Source organism: Marinirhabdus gelatinilytica (genome assembly GCF_003353425.1).
Classification (GTDB): Bacteria; Bacteroidota; Bacteroidia; order Flavobacteriales; family Flavobacteriaceae; genus Marinirhabdus; species Marinirhabdus gelatinilytica.
In genome coordinates this window covers 1-17,043 of the sequence record NZ_QRAO01000002.1, presented here as the reverse complement: position 1 = coordinate 17,043, position 17,043 = coordinate 1, and the positions used below count along the sequence as shown (strand labels likewise).

14 protein-coding genes are annotated in these 17,043 nt (G+C 41.8%); 12 read left to right on the top strand and 2 right to left on the bottom strand.

Features of this window, described 5'->3' with window-relative positions; genetic code table 11:
- The first annotated feature begins 111 nt into the window (after positions 1-111).
- From C8D94_RS06160 to C8D94_RS06105, 12 genes are all read left to right on the top strand, one after another.
- Complete coding sequence (locus C8D94_RS06160) at positions 112-1,401, top strand: DUF748 domain-containing protein (protein WP_115123068.1); 1,290 nt, start codon at positions 112-114, stop codon at positions 1,399-1,401.
- Positions 1,402-1,842, top strand: coding sequence for a GNAT family N-acetyltransferase (locus tag C8D94_RS06155; RefSeq protein WP_115123067.1), 441 nt, complete (start codon positions 1,402-1,404; stop codon positions 1,840-1,842).
- A 40-nt stretch (positions 1,843-1,882) separates the two neighbouring features.
- The gene (locus tag C8D94_RS06150) at positions 1,883-2,377 is read left to right on the top strand and encodes a tetratricopeptide repeat protein (RefSeq protein WP_115123066.1); all 495 of its coding nucleotides are present in this window, start codon (positions 1,883-1,885) and stop codon (positions 2,375-2,377) included.
- A 160-nt stretch (positions 2,378-2,537) separates the two neighbouring features.
- Positions 2,538-3,905 (top strand): DEAD/DEAH box helicase, encoded by a 1,368-nt coding sequence (locus tag C8D94_RS06145; RefSeq protein ID WP_115123065.1) that lies wholly within the window; start codon positions 2,538-2,540, stop codon positions 3,903-3,905.
- 77 nt (positions 3,906-3,982) lie between these two features.
- On the top strand, positions 3,983-4,660 hold the full coding sequence (gene trmD, locus C8D94_RS06140; RefSeq protein WP_115123064.1) for a tRNA (guanosine(37)-N1)-methyltransferase TrmD: 678 nt from the start codon (positions 3,983-3,985) through the stop codon (positions 4,658-4,660).
- A gap of 49 nt (positions 4,661-4,709) precedes the next feature.
- On the top strand, positions 4,710-5,816 hold the full coding sequence (locus tag C8D94_RS06135; RefSeq protein WP_115123063.1) for an alpha/beta hydrolase family protein: 1,107 nt from the start codon (positions 4,710-4,712) through the stop codon (positions 5,814-5,816).
- Positions 5,817-5,934: 118 nt separating this feature from the next.
- Positions 5,935-6,285 carry a 50S ribosomal protein L19 gene (rplS, locus tag C8D94_RS06130; RefSeq protein ID WP_115123062.1) on the top strand — a complete coding sequence of 117 codons (351 nt, stop codon included), beginning with the start codon at positions 5,935-5,937 and terminating at the stop codon, positions 6,283-6,285.
- Between the two features lie 649 nt (positions 6,286-6,934).
- On the top strand, positions 6,935-9,163 hold the full coding sequence (locus C8D94_RS06125) for an NADP-dependent isocitrate dehydrogenase (RefSeq protein WP_115123061.1): 2,229 nt from the start codon (positions 6,935-6,937) through the stop codon (positions 9,161-9,163).
- A gap of 42 nt (positions 9,164-9,205) precedes the next feature.
- Complete coding sequence (locus C8D94_RS06120; protein WP_115123060.1) at positions 9,206-11,596, top strand: TonB-dependent receptor; 2,391 nt, start codon at positions 9,206-9,208, stop codon at positions 11,594-11,596.
- A 2-nt stretch (positions 11,597-11,598) separates the two neighbouring features.
- Positions 11,599-12,408: a DUF4249 domain-containing protein gene (locus C8D94_RS06115; protein ID WP_245946208.1), complete on the top strand. Its 810-nt coding sequence runs from the start codon at positions 11,599-11,601 to the stop codon at positions 12,406-12,408.
- Positions 12,409-12,444: 36 nt separating this feature from the next.
- Positions 12,445-13,266, top strand: a complete 822-nt coding sequence (murQ, locus tag C8D94_RS06110) for an N-acetylmuramic acid 6-phosphate etherase (RefSeq protein WP_115123059.1) — start codon at positions 12,445-12,447, stop codon at positions 13,264-13,266.
- Entirely contained in the window at positions 13,253-13,489 is a 237-nt protein-coding gene (locus C8D94_RS06105; protein ID WP_115123058.1) for a DUF6095 family protein, read from the top strand. The genes murQ and C8D94_RS06105 overlap by 14 nt, the downstream gene beginning before the upstream one ends.
- A gap of 8 nt (positions 13,490-13,497) precedes the next feature.
- Here the strand turns inward: C8D94_RS06105 and C8D94_RS06100 are convergent, their stop codons facing one another.
- Positions 13,498-16,809, bottom strand: coding sequence for a VCBS repeat-containing protein (locus C8D94_RS06100; RefSeq protein WP_115123057.1), 3,312 nt, complete (start codon positions 16,807-16,809; stop codon positions 13,498-13,500).
- A 30-nt stretch (positions 16,810-16,839) separates the two neighbouring features.
- The coding region (locus C8D94_RS15405; protein WP_211308900.1) for a hypothetical protein at positions 16,840-17,043 on the bottom strand (204 nt) is incomplete at its 5' end.

Here is a 17,043-nt window from a genome sequence, read left to right as displayed (position 1 = left end):
AAGACAACAGCAAAGCTAGCCCGTCCCAATAAGGATGGGCTTTTTTTATGACTCCCTTAACTGAAAATTATACAGGCATAGCTGAAATTTGTATATATCAAACATTTTAGGATGACCTCAAAAAAAAAGCGCAAGGCCTATAAAAAGAAACGGTATACCGTCCCCATTATCATTTTGTTGCTGCTCATTGCCGCAAGGATCTATCTTCCGTATTGGGTGAAGGATTATGTAAACAAGGTTTTGGCAGATATCCCGGGCTATTATGGCCAAGTGGAAGATATTGACATGGCATTGTACCGCGGCGCTTATGTGATTGAAGGCATGTACCTCGACAAAGTAGATGCAGACACCAAAGTACCTTTTTTAAATTTCCCGAAAACCGATATCTCCGTGCAGTGGGCGGCATTGTTCGATGGTGAAATCGTAGCCGAAATCATTATGTCCAGCCCAGAAGTAATCTATATCCTAGAAGACCAAGAAACAACCCCGGCCGAGGGCGAAGCCAATATAGACGATTGGACCAAAGCCCTGACTGACTTGGTACCACTGGAAATAAACCATTTTGAGGTTTTTGATGGCAAATTTGCTTTTGTAGAATTGGAGAGCGACCCCAACATAGACCTACAGATTGATAAAATTCACCTTAACGCTAGCAACCTCCGTAACGTAAAAGAAAAAGAACGCGTATTGCCATCGCCCATTAACGCTACAGGTGTTTCCATTGGGGGTGGTGCAGTAAAGCTGGACGGTAACATCAACCTCATCAAGAAAATTCCGGATATGAATATGAACTTTAGCCTTGAAAACGCAAACGTTACGGCGCTCAACCCTTTTACAAGACACTATGCAGGAATAGATTTTGAGGAAGGCGATTTTAGCGTGTACAGCGAAGTGGCCATTGCAGACGGCTACCTGAAAGGCTACATAAAACCCTTGCTGAAAGATTCAAGAATGATTGGAAAGGAAGATGGTTTTTTAGGTGTTTTATGGGAAGGCTTCGTAGGGTTTTTCAAATTTATCCTCAAAAACCAAGGAACCGACACCATTGCTACCAGAGTACCTGTTGAAGGCGACCTTAACAATGCGCAGGCAGGGGTTTGGCCCACGATATTCAACATATTTGAGAACGCTTGGATAAGTGCCTTTAAAGGAAAGATAGACAATGATATAGATTTTGAGGATGCCTTTAACGACCCAAATCTTACCAAGGAAGAAAAACGCGAGCTCCGAAAAAAGAGAAGGGAAAAACGTCGTGAGGATCGCAAGAACGATACTACCGATGGCTTCTTTAAACGCCTATTTGACGGTGCCGAAGACGATGGGGCAGATCCAACGGACGATGGTATTTTTGGTGGCAGCGATGAGAAGGAAGACAACAAGGACAAAACCGATGACACCTAAATGGAAATAATCACAGCTACAAAGGCTCACTTACATCAATTGGTTCCATTGTTTGATGGGTATAGGGTTTTTTACAAACAACCTTCAAGTATAGAACGGGCAGAAACATTTCTTTCGGAACGATTTCAGCAAAACGATTCTGTACTTTATATGGCAGTTTCAGATGAAGGAGATGCCATGGGCTTTACACAACTATACCCTTCATTTTCGTCGGTCTCCACACAACGCACCTATATCTTGAACGATCTGTTCGTTTCAGAAGCACATAGAAAAAAGGGCGTGGGCGAAGCCTTGATGGTGCGCGCCAAAGAGTTTGCCATTGTACAGGGCGCAAAGGGGGTTACATTAGAAACAGGAATCGATAACCCGGCCCAAAAATTATACGAACGTTTGGGATGGAAAAGAGATACCGAAGTTTTTCATTACACCTGGGAAATTTAAAATAGGTAATTTTGTATTTTTAGAGTATTAAAACCACGTTATGGACCACCTCACCCGATTAGAAGAAATGTTGGCCAGCGCCAATATGGACATAAAGAACAACAACTACGAAAAAGCCGAGAACACCCTTGAGGAAATTATAAAGATAGACCCCAATTTTGGAAAAGCCTATAACCACCTTGGCTATCTGTACGAAGTAAAGTTCAAGGAATACGATAAAGGGGAAACACTCTACAAAATGTGTTTGGAAAAATCGCCCATGTATCCTGCTATTTACTACAACTATGCTGTTTTATTATCCACATTGGGCAAGTGGGACGAGTTAAAGGAATTGCTGGATAAGGCCCTAAATATCCCTGGGGTTACAAAAGCTACCATCTATAACGAATACGGGATTATGTACGAGCAACAGGGAAAGCTGGACCTCGCCATAGAGAACTACCGTAACGCAGGCCTGAACACTTTGGACCAAGCCACGTTGGATCGTGCAAAATCTTCCATAGCCCGCTGCAAATCGAAAAAAGATCTCTTCTGAAGAGCAAAAAGGTTCCTGGGCTTTAAATAAAGAGCGGGAATTCCAGAACTTGGGCTGCTTTCCTTAAAATTTTAAATCCTAAAGCTATTTTCAATGCAAATACTGAATTCACAAATAGGTCCCAGCATAAAATCGTAGCTTTGCCGTAAATTTTTCCGTCATGGACTCCTTTCAAGATTTTAAGCTGAACAAGCAATTGCACTACGCCATTGACGACCTAGGCTTTACCACCCCTACCGAAATACAGCAGCAGTCCTTCTCCCCTATTATGGCTGGGCGGGACGTGGTTGGGATTGCCCAAACGGGAACGGGAAAGACCTTTGCCTATATGCTCCCACTTATCAACGGGTTAAAGTTTTCAAAACAGACGGACCCACGTATTTTGGTGATCGTTCCTACACGGGAGCTAGTGGTACAGGTTGTAGAGGAAACCGAAAAATTCGGGAAATACAGTTCCATTCGCGTGGCGGGAGTGTATGGCGGTGTGAATATAAACAGGCACAAAGAATTGGTAATGCAAGGAGCAGATATCGTGGTGGCTACCCCGGGACGGTTGTACGATTTGTTGTTGAGCCGCGCGTTAAAACCAAAGAGCATCAAAAAACTGGTAATAGACGAAGTAGATATTATGCTGGACTTGGGTTTCAGGTTCCAGCTTACCAATATTTTTGAACTGTTGCCCGAACAGCGCCAAAATATTATGTTCTCCGCAACAATGACCGAGGATGTAGCTGAATTTATAAAGAATTTTTTTAGAAATCCACAAACTATTTCTGTTGCTGTGAGTGGCACACCCTTGGATAATATTTCACAGTACGCCTATAATGTCCCGAATTTTTATACAAAAATCAATCTTCTGAAAGGACTACTGGACGATTCCAACAACTACACCAAAGCCCTCGTTTTTGTACCCAATAAAAAAAGTGCCGATCTGGTTTTCGTACTGTTAGAGGAAGCCTTTGGGGATGAAGTGGCCGTGATCCATTCAAACAAGACACAAAACTATAGGCTGCGCTCCATAGAAGATTTCAACCAAAACCGAACCCGTATCCTGGTAACTACCGATATAATGGCACGCGGTATCGACCTTGAGAACATAAGCCATGTGATTAACATGGATACCCCACGTTTTCCAGAAAATTATATGCACCGTATAGGGCGTACCGGCCGTGCCGAGGCAGTGGGAACTTCAATTTTATTGAGTACAGAAGCCGAACAACCCTACAAACGGGCCATCGAGACATTGATGGATTTAAAAATTGAAGAGATACCCCTTCCCGAAACAGTTGAAATTTCAAAAAAACTCACTTGGGAAGAACAACCCAAAATTACCGAACGTGACAATCCGCACAAGGTGATCGCTGAAGAAAAAGGAGACAGTTTCCACGAAAAAAGCGAAAAGAACAAAAAGACCAACCAAGGAGGAAGTTACAAACGCACCATTAAAAAGAAATATAAAAAAGCAAAGACCAAGGGCGATAAAAACTTCAACCGAAGAAACAAGAACAAGGGAAGCAAACCCTTCTGAAACTGAAACAAATAAAAAATTCGTTCGCACCATCTAAGCTATCTTTGCCGTTAATGCCGTGAGAAGAAAATACCATCATGAGAATAGACATCATCACCGTACTCCCCGAACTATTAAAAAGTCCTTTTGAAGCCTCTATCCTTAAGCGAGCGATAGAAAAAGGATTGGTAAAAGTACACACCCACAACCTCCGGGATTTTGCCACCAATAAGTACAAACAAATAGACGACTACCAGTTTGGTGGCGGAGCGGGTATGGTCATGATGATAGAGCCTATTGACAAATGTATAAGCAAACTTAAAGCAGAACGCGATTACGACGAAATAATTTATATGACTCCAGACGGCACCACACTTAATCAAGGTGTTGCCAATGAGCTTTCGTTAAAAGAAAACATCATTATCCTATGTGGGCATTACAAAGGCGTGGACCAGCGAGTACGGGACCAATTTGTCACTCGAGAGATCTCTGTGGGTGATTTCGTGTTGAGCGGTGGCGAGTTGGCAGCTGCCATAGTGTGCGATGCCGTAATTAGATTGTTACCTGGAGTTTTGGGTGACGAGACCAGTGCGTTGACCGATAGTTTTCAGGATAATTTATTAGCGCCGCCCATTTATACGCGCCCTGCAGATTATAGAGGCTGGAAGGTGCCAGAAATCCTTACCAGCGGCAATACCCCAAAAATAGAGGAATGGCGTGAAGAACAAGCCTATAAACGCACCAAGGACCTACGGCCAGATTTATTGGACGAATAAACGAGGTTTTCAAAAAGTTGCGTATTTTCATACAAACCAAATTTCAATTATGAAAACAACATTGACCTGTTACATCGCACTCCTGTTTTCTTTCACAACGGTGTGCCAGACTTTCTTACGGAGACCCCAAACGCCAACACCTCCCTTTAATTACGAAATTGAAGAGGTAACTTTTCAGAATGCAAGAGATAGTGTCACCTTAGCGGGCACCTTTACTTTTCCACAAGATGGGAACAACTTTCCGGCTGCCATACTCATAAGCGGCAGTGGTCCACAAAACAGAAATGAAGAAATCTTTGGACACAAACCATTTTGGGTGTTGGCAGACTATCTCACCAAACAGGGCATAGCAGTATTAAGGTACGACGACCGCGGCACTGCAAAATCTAGTGGAAATTTTGGCAAGGCTATTTCACAGGATTTTGCCCGAGATGTAGAAGCCGCTGTAGATTTTCTGAGAACCAGACCCGAAATCAACCAAGAAGCAATTGGTTTAATTGGTCATAGTGAAGGCGGTATCATTGCGCCCATGGTAGCCAGCAGCCGCCAAGAGGATATTGGTTTTATAGTACTACTTGCTGGTGTGACCATTCGAGGTGATAAGGTGATGAAACTCCAAAAGGAACTCTCGTTGCGCGCTATGGGCTCTTCGGAAAAATATATAGAGCAAGAAATACGCTTCGACAACAAATTAATGCAGGTCATTACCACAACCTCCTTGGAGGAGCTATCAGAGGCATTAACAACATTTACTAAGAATTATCTGGAAAACAATCCCGAATTTTCCAAAACCCGTGGCATGACAGCCGAAAAGTACTTAGACATTATCACCTCTTCCTATACGAACCCGTGGATTTACAATATGCTAAATTACAATCCAGAAGAAGCTTTGAAGAAAACCAGATGCCCTATATTGGCTCTCAATGGTGAAAATGACACACAGGTTCCTTACAAAGAAAACCTAAATGCCCTCCAAAAACTGAAAGCTACCTATCCCGAAAAAAACATCACCACAAAATCCTACCCAAAACTCAACCACCTATTTCAAGAAAGTGAAAAAGGAACAGTTTTTGAATATGGCAGGATAGAACAAACGATTGCCCCACATGTATTGGTTGAAATTTCTACGTGGATTAATTCCTTACATTTTGAATAGTAATTTCTTGCTTCAACTGTTTGTCCATTTCAAAAAAAGAGTATCTTTGCACTCCAATTACACCAACCTCTGACGAGACTCGTGAACGTTGCTGTAACATAACAATTAAACCATACAAATGGAAGCGTTAATAAAATATGTACAAGACGAGTTTGTAACCAAGAAGGAATTCCCAAAATTCGCTGCTGGAGACACTATAACAGTGTATTACGAAATTCGTGAAGGTGAAAAGAAAAGAACCCAGTTTTTTAGAGGAGTTGTTATCCAACTTAGAGGAACAGGGGCTACCCAAACTTTCACCATTAGAAAAATGTCCGGAACTGTAGGCGTAGAGCGTATCTTCCCAATGAATTTGCCGGCATTGCAAAAAATCGAGATCAACAAAAAAGGTAGCGTTCGCAGAAAGCGTATCTACTACTTTAGAGGCCTTACCGGTAAGAAAGCGAGAATCCGCGAGAAGCGTCAATAAGCTTCTACCGGCATACAGAACAGAGCGACTCCATTCGGGGTCGCTTTTTGTTTATGAACATTTGTTGATAACCCAAGTGCATAACTTGTTCATATTAAAAAGGTTATAAAATTTGCTTTTTTCGATTTCTGTGCTACATTAGCACTATCGAAACAATACACATATTGTTCGGTAAACATAAAGTAACGTTCTTTATTTCTTTTTAAAAATTGTTTGACAGGCTAACGGTTCCTTGTGGACGGTTACTTTGGAGATTTTTGAAAAGTATGGAAGTAGTTTTTGAAGGATGTATGCTTCAATGCAAATTGCAAGCATCGCCTACAACCAAAGACAATAATACTTCTTTCTTGAAATACGGCCACAGCGGTAAGGGTATAATAAACTTACACTACATCGTAAAGATGCGTTGGTAACGGCTGTTTTCACAAGGAGCCATAGCATAGTGCCCAGCACGCTGTTATGGCTTTTCTTGTTCTAAACAACTACAGGCTAACAGTCCTACTCACCCAACATTAAAAAACTGCTAAACTTTTCCCATACACTACCCTCCTGCTTTTAAAGCACCTCATAAATCCGTATCTTTGCAACCCATAATTCAAGATTTTCGAAATCTTGACAAGTTTCATTTTCAACCGAAAAAAATATCTTCATGACAAAGACCGCTAAAATTATCTATACAAAAACCGATGAAGCACCATTTTTGGCAACACACTCGTTGCTGCCCATCGTAAAGGCATTTACCGCTCCTTCAAACATTCAAATTGAAACAAGGGACATCTCACTGGCGGGGAGAATTTTAGCAAACATGAGCGATTATCTCACCGAGGACCAAAAGGTGAACGATGCCCTTGCCGAATTGGGCGAACTTGCCAAAACACCCGAGGCCAACATCATTAAACTCCCGAATATCAGTGCGTCGGTGCCACAGTTGGTAGCGGCCATTTCAGAATTGCAGGCAAAAGGGTTCAATATTCCAGAGTATCCAGAAAACCCAAAAACCGCCGAAGAGAAAAAAATAAAAGCTGCCTACGATAAAGTAAAAGGTAGTGCGGTGAACCCAGTACTCCGCGAGGGGAACAGTGACCGCCGTGCCCCCAAGGCCGTTAAAAACTATGCAAAAAAGAACCCACACCGCATGGGGGCTTGGAGTGCAGATAGCAAGAGCCACGTGGCTACGATGGGCAAAGGAGACTTTAGGCATAACGAACAATCTGTAACCATAGAAAATGATACTTCAGTAAATATTATATTGAAAGGGAACGATGGAACTGAAACCGTACTGAAAGAAAACATTGCCCTATTAAAAGGTGAAATCATTGACGCTTCAGTACTAGAGAAAAAAGCATTGCTATCTTTCCTGAAAGAACAGGTACAAGATGCCAAGGACAAAGGGATATTATTCTCATTACATATGAAAGCTACCATGATGAAGGTTAGCGATCCCATTATCTTTGGACACGCCGTAAGAGTTTTCTTTGCTGATGTTTTCTCAAAATACGAAAAGGAACTAAAAAGCGTAGGCGCAGATCCCAACAATGGATTTGGAGATGTGCTCAACGATATAGGAAGTTTGCCGGAAGCTAAAAGAAATGAGATCTTAGCTGCCATAGACACATCATTGGAAAACAATCCAGACCTTGCGATGGTAAATAGCGACAAAGGCATAACCAACCTACACGTCCCAAGCGACGTGATTATTGATGCCTCTATGCCTGCCATGATACGTACTTCGGGACAAATGTGGAACAAACAAGGGGAGCAACAGGATGCCAAGGCCGTAATTCCCGATAGTAGCTACGCAGACCTATACCAAACTACCATAGAATTTTGCAAAGAAAATGGAGCCTTTGATCCAACAACCATGGGAACCGTTCCCAATGTAGGATTAATGGCCCAAAAAGCCGAAGAATATGGTTCCCACGATAAAACGTTTGAGATAAAAAATGCCGGAACCGTTGAAGTGATAGACAGCAATGGAACAGTACTACTTTCCCACAAAGTGAGCGAGGGCGATATCTGGCGTATGTGCCAAGTTAAGGACCTTCCTATCCAAGATTGGGTAAAATTGGCCGTAAGCCGTGCAAGAGCCACAGGTTGGCCAGCCGTTTTCTGGTTGGATAAAAACCGTGCCCACGATGCAGAGCTTATTAAAAAAGTAAACAAATATCTACCTAACCACGATACCAGCGGGTTGGAAATAAAGATCCTATCGGTTGCCGAGGCTACACAATACACTTTGGAGCGCGTAAAAAATGGCGAGAACACCATTTCGGTAACAGGAAACGTGTTGCGTGATTACTTAACGGATCTCTTCCCAATCCTAGAATTGGGAACGAGTGCAAAGATGCTCTCCATTGTTCCTTTGATGAATGGTGGCGGCCTCTTTGAAACGGGCGCTGGAGGATCTGCTCCTAAGCACGTGCAGCAATTTGTTGAAGAAGGGCACCTTCGCTGGGACTCCTTGGGCGAATTTTTGGCGTTGGCAGTATCACTCGAACATTTAGGATCTACGTATAGCAATCAAAAAGCCATCATTATGGGTGAGGCATTGGACGATGCTACTGAAAAGTTACTGGAAAACAAGAAAGGCCCCTCCCGAAAAGTTAACGAGATAGACAATCGTGGCAGTCACTTTTTCTTGGCAAAATACTGGGCAGAGGCTTTAGCAAACCAAGACAAGGATGAAACCTTAAAAAATAGATTTGCTCCCGTCGCCAAGAAATTGAACGATAACGAAGACCAAATTTTACAAGAACTTATAAACGCACAAGGAAGTCCCGTGGACATCCAAGGTTATTATTTCCCTAATGAAGACAGGGTTAATGCCGAGATGCGCGCCAGTGAAACACTCAATGAAATATTGAACGAAATTGAGTAAAGAAAAAGCCTTCAGAAATTCTGAAGGCTTTTTTTCTATAAAATGTATCCGTATTTTTATAAAAAATTGCATTTGAAAAATTTACTGCTACTGGGGTGCCTTCTGTTTACCGCCCTTGTATTCTCACAAGAAAGGTTCACACTTAGCGGTGTTGTTTCCGAAGCTGCCACAGGAGAGACCCTCATAGGGGTAAATGTTATCATTCCCTCCTTGCAAACCGGCACCATTACAAACGAATATGGTTTTTATTCCATAACCCTTCCAGAAGGAACGTACGAGGTGTATTATAGCAATCTTGGTTTTACCACAGTTCAAAAAACCATTATGCTCAATGAAAACACTGTAGAGAATGTAGGGATGGACGAGGATACACAGCAATTGGACGAAGTGGTCATTAAAGCAGATGTTGAAGCGCTCAATATTAGAAAACCCGAGATGAGCGTAAACAGGTTGACCGCTGGAACCATAAAAAAGATTCCTGTTGTATTGGGCGAAAAAGATGTAATAAAAGCCATTACACTTTTGCCCGGTGTCACCAATGCTGGTGAGGGAGCAAGTGGTTTTAACGTACGTGGGGGTGCAGCAGACCAAAATTTAATCCTTTTGGACGAGGCCACGCTGTACAATTCATCGCATTTGTTCGGTTTCTTTTCGGTGTTCAATCCAGATGCTATTAAAGATTTAACACTTTACAAAGGGGGCATCCCAGCGCGATACGGTGGACGTATTTCTTCGGTATTGGATATTTACCAAAAAGACGGAAATCTAAAAAGGTTTGAAGCCAATGGTGGTGTGGGTTTGGTAGCAAGTAGATTGTTGCTGGAGGCCCCCATTAAAAAAGACACCGCCTCTTTTTTGGTGGGTGGACGCAGTAGCTATGCGCATCTCTTCCTTCCACTTTTCGACAATGACAATATTGCTTATTTCTACGACCTCAATACCAAGATAAGTTACAACCTGAACCAAAACAACAAGCTCTTTCTTTCGGGATACTTTGGGCGAGATGTGTTTGAGATTGCCGACAGTTTCAGCAATAACTTCGGAAATGCAACCATTAACCTACGCTGGAACCATTTGTTCAGCGATAAGCTTTTTAGTAACCTCTCGCTTATCTATTCGGATTATTACTACGGTCTGGAACTGGGTTTTGTGGAGTTCGATTTTGACAGCGGTATCCAAAATTTCAACCTAAAATATGATCTGACCAATTATGTTTCAGACAACCTGAAACTCCAGTACGGTTTTAACGGTATTTACTATAAGTTCAATCCTGGTGAGATAAATCCAACCACGCCCACCTCGGGCATCAACCCGTTTAAGCTCACACAAAAATATGCTACCGAAAATGCAGTGTACGCAGATGCCGAAATTGAAATTACCGATAATCTCTCGGTACAAGCAGGATTACGGGTTTCCACCTTTGCAAGATTGGGACAGGACGAATTGAACGTGTATGAAAACAACAACCCTATCCTGTATGACGAAGCTTTGGATATCTATCAAAAGGCAACGCCAATAGATACGGTATCCTTTAACAGAAGTGAGGTACTGGAAAGCTTTGTAAATCTAGAACCTAGAGTGGCTGTGGCATATCAATTAAACGAAACATCTTCTCTAAAGGCAAGTTATAACCGTACTGCGCAGTACATCCACTTGATCAGTAACACCACCTCTCCCACGCCTTTTGATATTTATGCACCCAGCGGAACATTCATCGAGCCACAAACGGCAAATCAAGTAGCTTTTGGATATTTCAAAAAATTTGAAGCGTTCTCCCTTGAAGCTGAAACCTTCTATAAGAAAATAAACAACAGGCTGGATTATGTGGACGATGCAGACCTGATAGCAAACAATGCCGTTGAACAAATTTTGTTGAAAGGCGAAGCCCGTGCTTATGGCTTGGAGCTATTGCTTAGAAAGACAACAGGCAAATTGCAAGGGTGGATTGCCTACACACTTTCAAAAAGTGAACAACGCACCCCTGGAAGAACGCCTGAAGAAATAGGTATTAACAGCGGCCAATGGTACAATACGGCTTGGGACAAACCGCACGATATTTCCATCACGGCACAGTACGAGCTCAATAACAAATGGTCTTTTGGGGCCAATGCAATCTATCAAACTGGGCGTCCCAGTACTTTCCCAACGGGGCAATACGAGTATAACAATCTTGTGATCCCCGTCTATGAGGCAAGAAATAGCAGTAGGCTATCGGCTTTCCACCATGTGGATGTTTCGGCTACTTGGACACCAAAACCCAACAACCCAAAACGTTGGAAAAGCGAATGGGTGTTTAGCGTTTACAATATATATAACCGTAAGAATGCAGCTTCGCTTTCTTTTAGAGAAAATACCGATATTGGACAAAACGAAGCAGTACGCTTATCTATTTTTGGGATAATCCCGTCCATAACATATAATTTTAAATTTTGAGGATGATGAAAAGATGTATGTTTTTAATGACAATAGTCTTCAGCTTTTGGGCCTGTGAAGATGTAGTTGATGTAGAGCTGGACGAGAGCGCCCCTAGATTGGTGATCGAAGCTGGAATCTTTCATTTTAAAGAGCAAGACAGAAACAGGGCACAAGTGATTCTTAGTGAAACAACACCTTTCTTTGAAAACACAGTGACCACTGTTGAAGGAGCTCTTGTTACCATTACTTCTGAAAACGGCACGACCCTTACGTTGGAGGAAGCAAGTGGAGGAATTTATTTCTTTGAGAATTTTCCCCTAGATGAAAATGAAGCTTATACCCTAGAGGTACTTCATGAAAATGAGACCTATACTGCAACCGAAACCTTTGAGAGTGTTCCCTCTCTTGAATTTGTGGAACAAAACAATGAAGGTGGCTTCACAAATGACGAAATAGAGCTGAAAGCTTTTTTTACAGACCCTGCCAATGTAGAAAATTATTATTTTTTCGAAGGCCGCTCTACCAGGGGAAATATGGCCGATACATTTTTTGATGAATTTTTTGACGGCAATCAAATCTTTGGATTCTATTTTGTTGAAGACCTAGCCCCTGGCGATGAAGTAACCTTTTATCTCCATGGAGTAGACGAGCAGTTCTATAACTTTATGTTCACGCTGTTGCAGCAAAGTAGTGACCAGAGCGACGGCCCCTTTGAAACACAGCCCGCAACCGTGCGTGGTAATATTTTGAACGAGACCAACGAAGATAATTTCCCTTTGGGCTATTTCAGGATTTCTGAAGTTTCAATTTTATCATATACCGTTCAATAATTAACCAACCCTTTCAAAAATACATACCTTTGTATGATGGATTTCAGGAAAACAACAGAGGAAGAGTCACGGTACGACGATTTGGAGAAAATGAGTATAAAAGAATTGCTCAGCAATATCAACAACGAAGATAAAACCGTACCGCTGGCTGTTGAAGAGTCCCTTCCACAAATTGAAAGCCTCACCAGGATTGTTTCAGAAAAATTGAACAATGGCGGTCGTTTATTCTACATGGGAGCAGGCACCAGTGGCAGGTTGGGCATTGTAGATGCCAGTGAGATTCCCCCAACATTTGGTTTGGATCATGGTGTTGTAATCGGCCTTATTGCAGGAGGTGACACAGCTATCAGGAAAGCAGTAGAATTTGCCGAAGATTCTCAAAACCAAGGCTGGGAAGACCTTAAAGACCACCAAGTGGGAATAAACGATGTAGTAATAGGGATTGCTGCCTCAGGCACGACACCCTACGTGATCGGTGCGCTGGAAAAATGTAATTCGCTTGGCATTACGACGGGTTGTATTACTTGCAACCAAGGTAGCCCACTACATAAAGTCGCCAAGTTTCCCGTGGTGGTAGTGGTTGGGCCAGAGTTTGTTACAGGAAGTTCTAGGATGAAAGCCGGTACTGCCCAAAAATTGGTGCTGAACATGATTTCTACAGCAGTAATGATTCAATTAGGGAGGGTACAAGGCAACAAAATGGTAGATATGCAATTGAGCAATAATAAATTGGTGGATAGAGGCACCCGAATGCTCATGCAAAAGTTAGCCATTGAAAGTAACGAAGCTTCAGCTTTATTGAAAGAACACGGTAGCGTTCGCAACGCCATTAACGCTTATAGAAATGAACAAACCTAGCGAGCAAAAGCATACCGATAAAAAACTACTTATTAAAGGGTTGAAACGCTTGGCTGTTGCGATTCCGCTTTTAGTGCTCACTACCTATGCGTTTACCTTTACGTTCTTAAATAAGGAAACCATCCCAATGTATTACGTGCTTCCTCTTGCAGTACTTGGGATGGCTGCCACAATCTATACGCTGTTTAGCGGTATAAAATTAATCCTAAAAGCTCTTTTTTAAAAAGCCAGCTATTTCACGGCCAAATTTTCAGGCTCCTTTTTATGTAGCCTAAATATATCAAGCGCTCCATTATTATTGGTCACTACAATAACAGTTCCTTCTGAAATTTTCAATGTTGTGACATCACGGGCATCTCCAGAGGTAAAAAACCCTGTCTCAAGAGGGTTGTGAACCTGGAAACCCTCATCTGTATAAGAAAAAACAGCACCTTTAAAAGCATCGTACCGTTGTGTTTCCACTTCAACATTATAGAGGTTTCCAACGGCTAAGATTTCGGTTTCATTGTTATTGTCTATATCTACAAACTCAAAATCGGTCACGGGGGCTACTTGTAACTGCCAAGGTAGTTTAATAATTTCGAAATCTCCATTTCCGTTGTTTTTCAGGAATACACTATAGAGCAAGTCTGCTTGGTAATGCAAGGATTCCAGTAACTTTTCGCCATAAATATCTTCAAGACTGGCACTGGCAAAGGAGGTAAAATCTTTAAATTTTTCTTTTATAAAAGGCATTTGTTGTGAAGAGCATTCTCTTCCTCGGGAGGGAACCAAGTTGCCCTGATAATTACTGCTAAGTACTATATCATAGGTTCCATTGTCATCAAAATCGTTTCCGTAGATATGAAATTCATGGTCTTTATCAACTTTAAATTTGGCATTAGCCCCCAGATTTCCCACAAAGTAATCCATATCGCCATCACTATCAATATCGTGTTCGTTAAGGCCAAACCACAGCCCTGTTGTTTGGGTCAAGGACGGTGGGTGTACACGGTTAAATTCGCCACCATCGTTCTTAAAGATATTTATTGAAGACCATTCCCCCACGGTGAGCAGATCTTTATCTCCGTCGCCATCATAATCTGAAAACAAGGCTGCTGAAACCATATTCCCAACATTCATTTCTTTTGGTACAAAGGTTCCATCTTCATTTATGAGAAAGTAGGACTTAGCCGCCTTTGGGTATCCGTTTGGTATGACACGCCCTCCTACAAATAAATCAATATCGCCATCGTTATCCACATCACTCGAAATAACTGTTTTACCACTTACAGTCAATTCTGGTAGGGTTTTACTTGAGTATAAAAAATTTCCGTTCCCATCGTTAACGTACATTCTATCCTGATAGAAAAAATGGCCCTCGGGTTTTTGTGTACCACCACTTACCACATATAGGTCCAAGTCTCCATCATTATCGAAATCAAGGAATAGGCTTCCGGTGTCTTCGGCTATGGAGTGCTTAAACCAATCTCCTTTTCTAGCAGTAAAAGACCCATCACCATTTTGTAGGTATAGTGAGCCTTCTTGTCCTGATGCACCGCCAATAAAAATATCGGTTGTTCCATCACCATTTACGTCACCTTTTGAAATAGTAGGCCCAGAAGTAGATTGGGAATGCGGCAGCAATATCTGGACGGTATACTCATCGAAAGCATCTTCTTTGTGTTTGTAATTGAGTCCATTCGGTTCAACTTTTGAAAGTATCTTATCACCTCCCATAGGAGTCATGGGTACAGAATTAGTTGCTTCAGTAAAAGCTATTTCATAGGTTTTGTTCGCCGAAACATCCTTAAGAGTTGAAACGGTACCTAAAGGCCACTGTACTTCTACCGTGGCAGTGTTGGCTTCTCCAAGTCCAAATATCAAAGGACTATCTACACTAGAAAGATAACCTCTTGTGATATATAGCTCGTGCCATTGCTCCTGTCCTTGGGAAGTTACTTTCACTTTTGCCCCAATAGCTTGAGGGTTTAACTCACTTCCCTTTAGCTTCAACTTAATACTATTTCCCCCTACACCATTTGCAGCTGTACTTTCATACAATACAGCGCTGGAATCCATGTTGTTCATTACAAAATCCAGGTCGCCGTCATTGTCAAAATCTGCCGTGGCCACTCCATTGGAATTGTAGAGGCTTGGAGGGGACCACGTACTGTTCATGTTTTTAAAGGTAACCCCGTCAACATTTTTATAAAAGATATTTTCAGAAATATCACTGGGGACAACATCCAAAAATTCTTTGAGGCTAAGTGATTTGCCTTTACCAAATTTTTCGTTGGCATCTTTTTTAATATCTCGATATAGAAAATTTTCTTTGATGCCATTGGTCACAAAAAGATCTTTATACCCATCGTGGTCCATATCAAAAAACAGGGGTGCCCAACTCCAGTCCGTCTTCGCTGTGCCGGATAGTTGCCCTACTTCGCTAAATGTACCATTACCGTTATTTAATTGATAGGTATTGAACATGTATTGGTGGTGCATACCGTTGCGCACTAAAGACCAGAACCTATCCACATCCATGGACATCATATACGCTTTAGATCGAAAATGGTCACTGGGTGCCATGTCCATTACATAGATATCCAGATGGGAATCGTTATTGATGTCAATTAATTCATTCCCCATACTATTAAAGGATATATGTCCAAAAGCATTATCCACAGTGTTCTTAAAAGTTTTGTTCTTCTGATTTATGTAAAGTATGTCCGCATCATCAAAATCGCTGGAAATGTACATATCTGGATACCCATCTTTATTTACATCTCCTATAGCAATGCCGTGCCTATAGCCATAGCTGAAGAGGTTTGCCTCTTTCGTTTTATCTACATACACCCCATTAACATTCTCGTAAAAAGCATCAGTAATGGTCTTCCCAGCCTTTACATTGATAGCATGTTGGGAAAAAGTGAGGCTTTGTTCACGCTTTTTTGCAGGATGGTTCAGTAAGTACATATCGAGATCTCCATCTAGGTCATAATCAAAGAAAGCTGATTGTATAGATTGATCTGTAGAGGAAATACCATAAGCAGCAGCACTTTCAGTAAAGGTACCGTCCTGGTTGTTCACAAAAAGTTTATTTGTTTTATTTGAAATTTCTTTTGAGGGCCCAGACCTGCACACATAAATATCCAGCCAACCATCGGCATTAATATCTACCATGGTTACACCTGTACTCCAACCCTTGTGCGGAGAAATGCCGGCAGTAGCCGAAACATCCTCAAAAACAAGATCACCCTTATTGAAATACAGTTTGTCATCAACCGAGTTACCTGCAAAATAAATATCTGCCAATCCATCGTTGTTAAGGTCTCCAACCGCTACACCAGCTCCATTATAGATAAAAGGAAAAGTATCGTAATTCTCTGTTTCCGTTTCTATAACGGTGTTCTTAAAATCCAGTTGGGTCGTATCCGAAGATCTTTCAATAAAAAGTTTTTCAGGGGTTTCTTTTTCCAAAACAGACGTTTCTCCAGATGTCTCTTTAGTATTGTCACATCCTAAAAAGATCAGCACTAAAATTATAGAATATATAGCTCTCATTGCCAGACAGTTTACACCAAAGATAAGAAACTATTCAATATGGCAACTTTTTATCTCAAATAAAGGAACAATATACAAACACATATATCTTCTTCTCCCCTTTATGGCAACTGCCGGGCTATCGCTGCTATCTTTTTGGGCGGAGAGACCGGCGCAAAAGGGATATACGCTCCATCCCTGTTGCGGGCGAGGGTGGCGGTTCTTTTTTTGGTGGGTGCCGCGACCAGGTGGGGG

What these genes read in the sequence shown, in the direction of transcription:
- C8D94_RS06160 (WP_115123068.1), top strand. Translation starts at nt 112, where the DNA reads ATGACCTCAAAAAAAAAGCGCAAGGCCTATAAAAAGAAACGGTATACC.
- C8D94_RS06155 (WP_115123067.1), top strand. Translation starts at nt 1,402, where the DNA reads ATGGAAATAATCACAGCTACAAAGGCTCACTTACATCAATTGGTTCCA.
- C8D94_RS06150 (WP_115123066.1), top strand. Translation starts at nt 1,883, where the DNA reads ATGGACCACCTCACCCGATTAGAAGAAATGTTGGCCAGCGCCAATATG.
- C8D94_RS06145 (WP_115123065.1), top strand. Translation starts at nt 2,538, where the DNA reads ATGGACTCCTTTCAAGATTTTAAGCTGAACAAGCAATTGCACTACGCC.
- trmD (WP_115123064.1), top strand. Translation starts at nt 3,983, where the DNA reads ATGAGAATAGACATCATCACCGTACTCCCCGAACTATTAAAAAGTCCT.
- C8D94_RS06135 (WP_115123063.1), top strand. Translation starts at nt 4,710, where the DNA reads ATGAAAACAACATTGACCTGTTACATCGCACTCCTGTTTTCTTTCACA.
- rplS (WP_115123062.1), top strand. Translation starts at nt 5,935, where the DNA reads ATGGAAGCGTTAATAAAATATGTACAAGACGAGTTTGTAACCAAGAAG.
- C8D94_RS06125 (WP_115123061.1), top strand. Translation starts at nt 6,935, where the DNA reads ATGACAAAGACCGCTAAAATTATCTATACAAAAACCGATGAAGCACCA.
- C8D94_RS06120 (WP_115123060.1), top strand. Translation starts at nt 9,206, where the DNA reads ATGTATCCGTATTTTTATAAAAAATTGCATTTGAAAAATTTACTGCTA.
- C8D94_RS06115 (WP_245946208.1), top strand. Translation starts at nt 11,599, where the DNA reads ATGATGAAAAGATGTATGTTTTTAATGACAATAGTCTTCAGCTTTTGG.
- murQ (WP_115123059.1), top strand. Translation starts at nt 12,445, where the DNA reads ATGGATTTCAGGAAAACAACAGAGGAAGAGTCACGGTACGACGATTTG.
- C8D94_RS06105 (WP_115123058.1), top strand. Translation starts at nt 13,253, where the DNA reads ATGAACAAACCTAGCGAGCAAAAGCATACCGATAAAAAACTACTTATT.
- C8D94_RS06100 (WP_115123057.1), bottom strand. Translation starts at nt 16,809, where the DNA reads ATGAGAGCTATATATTCTATAATTTTAGTGCTGATCTTTTTAGGATGT.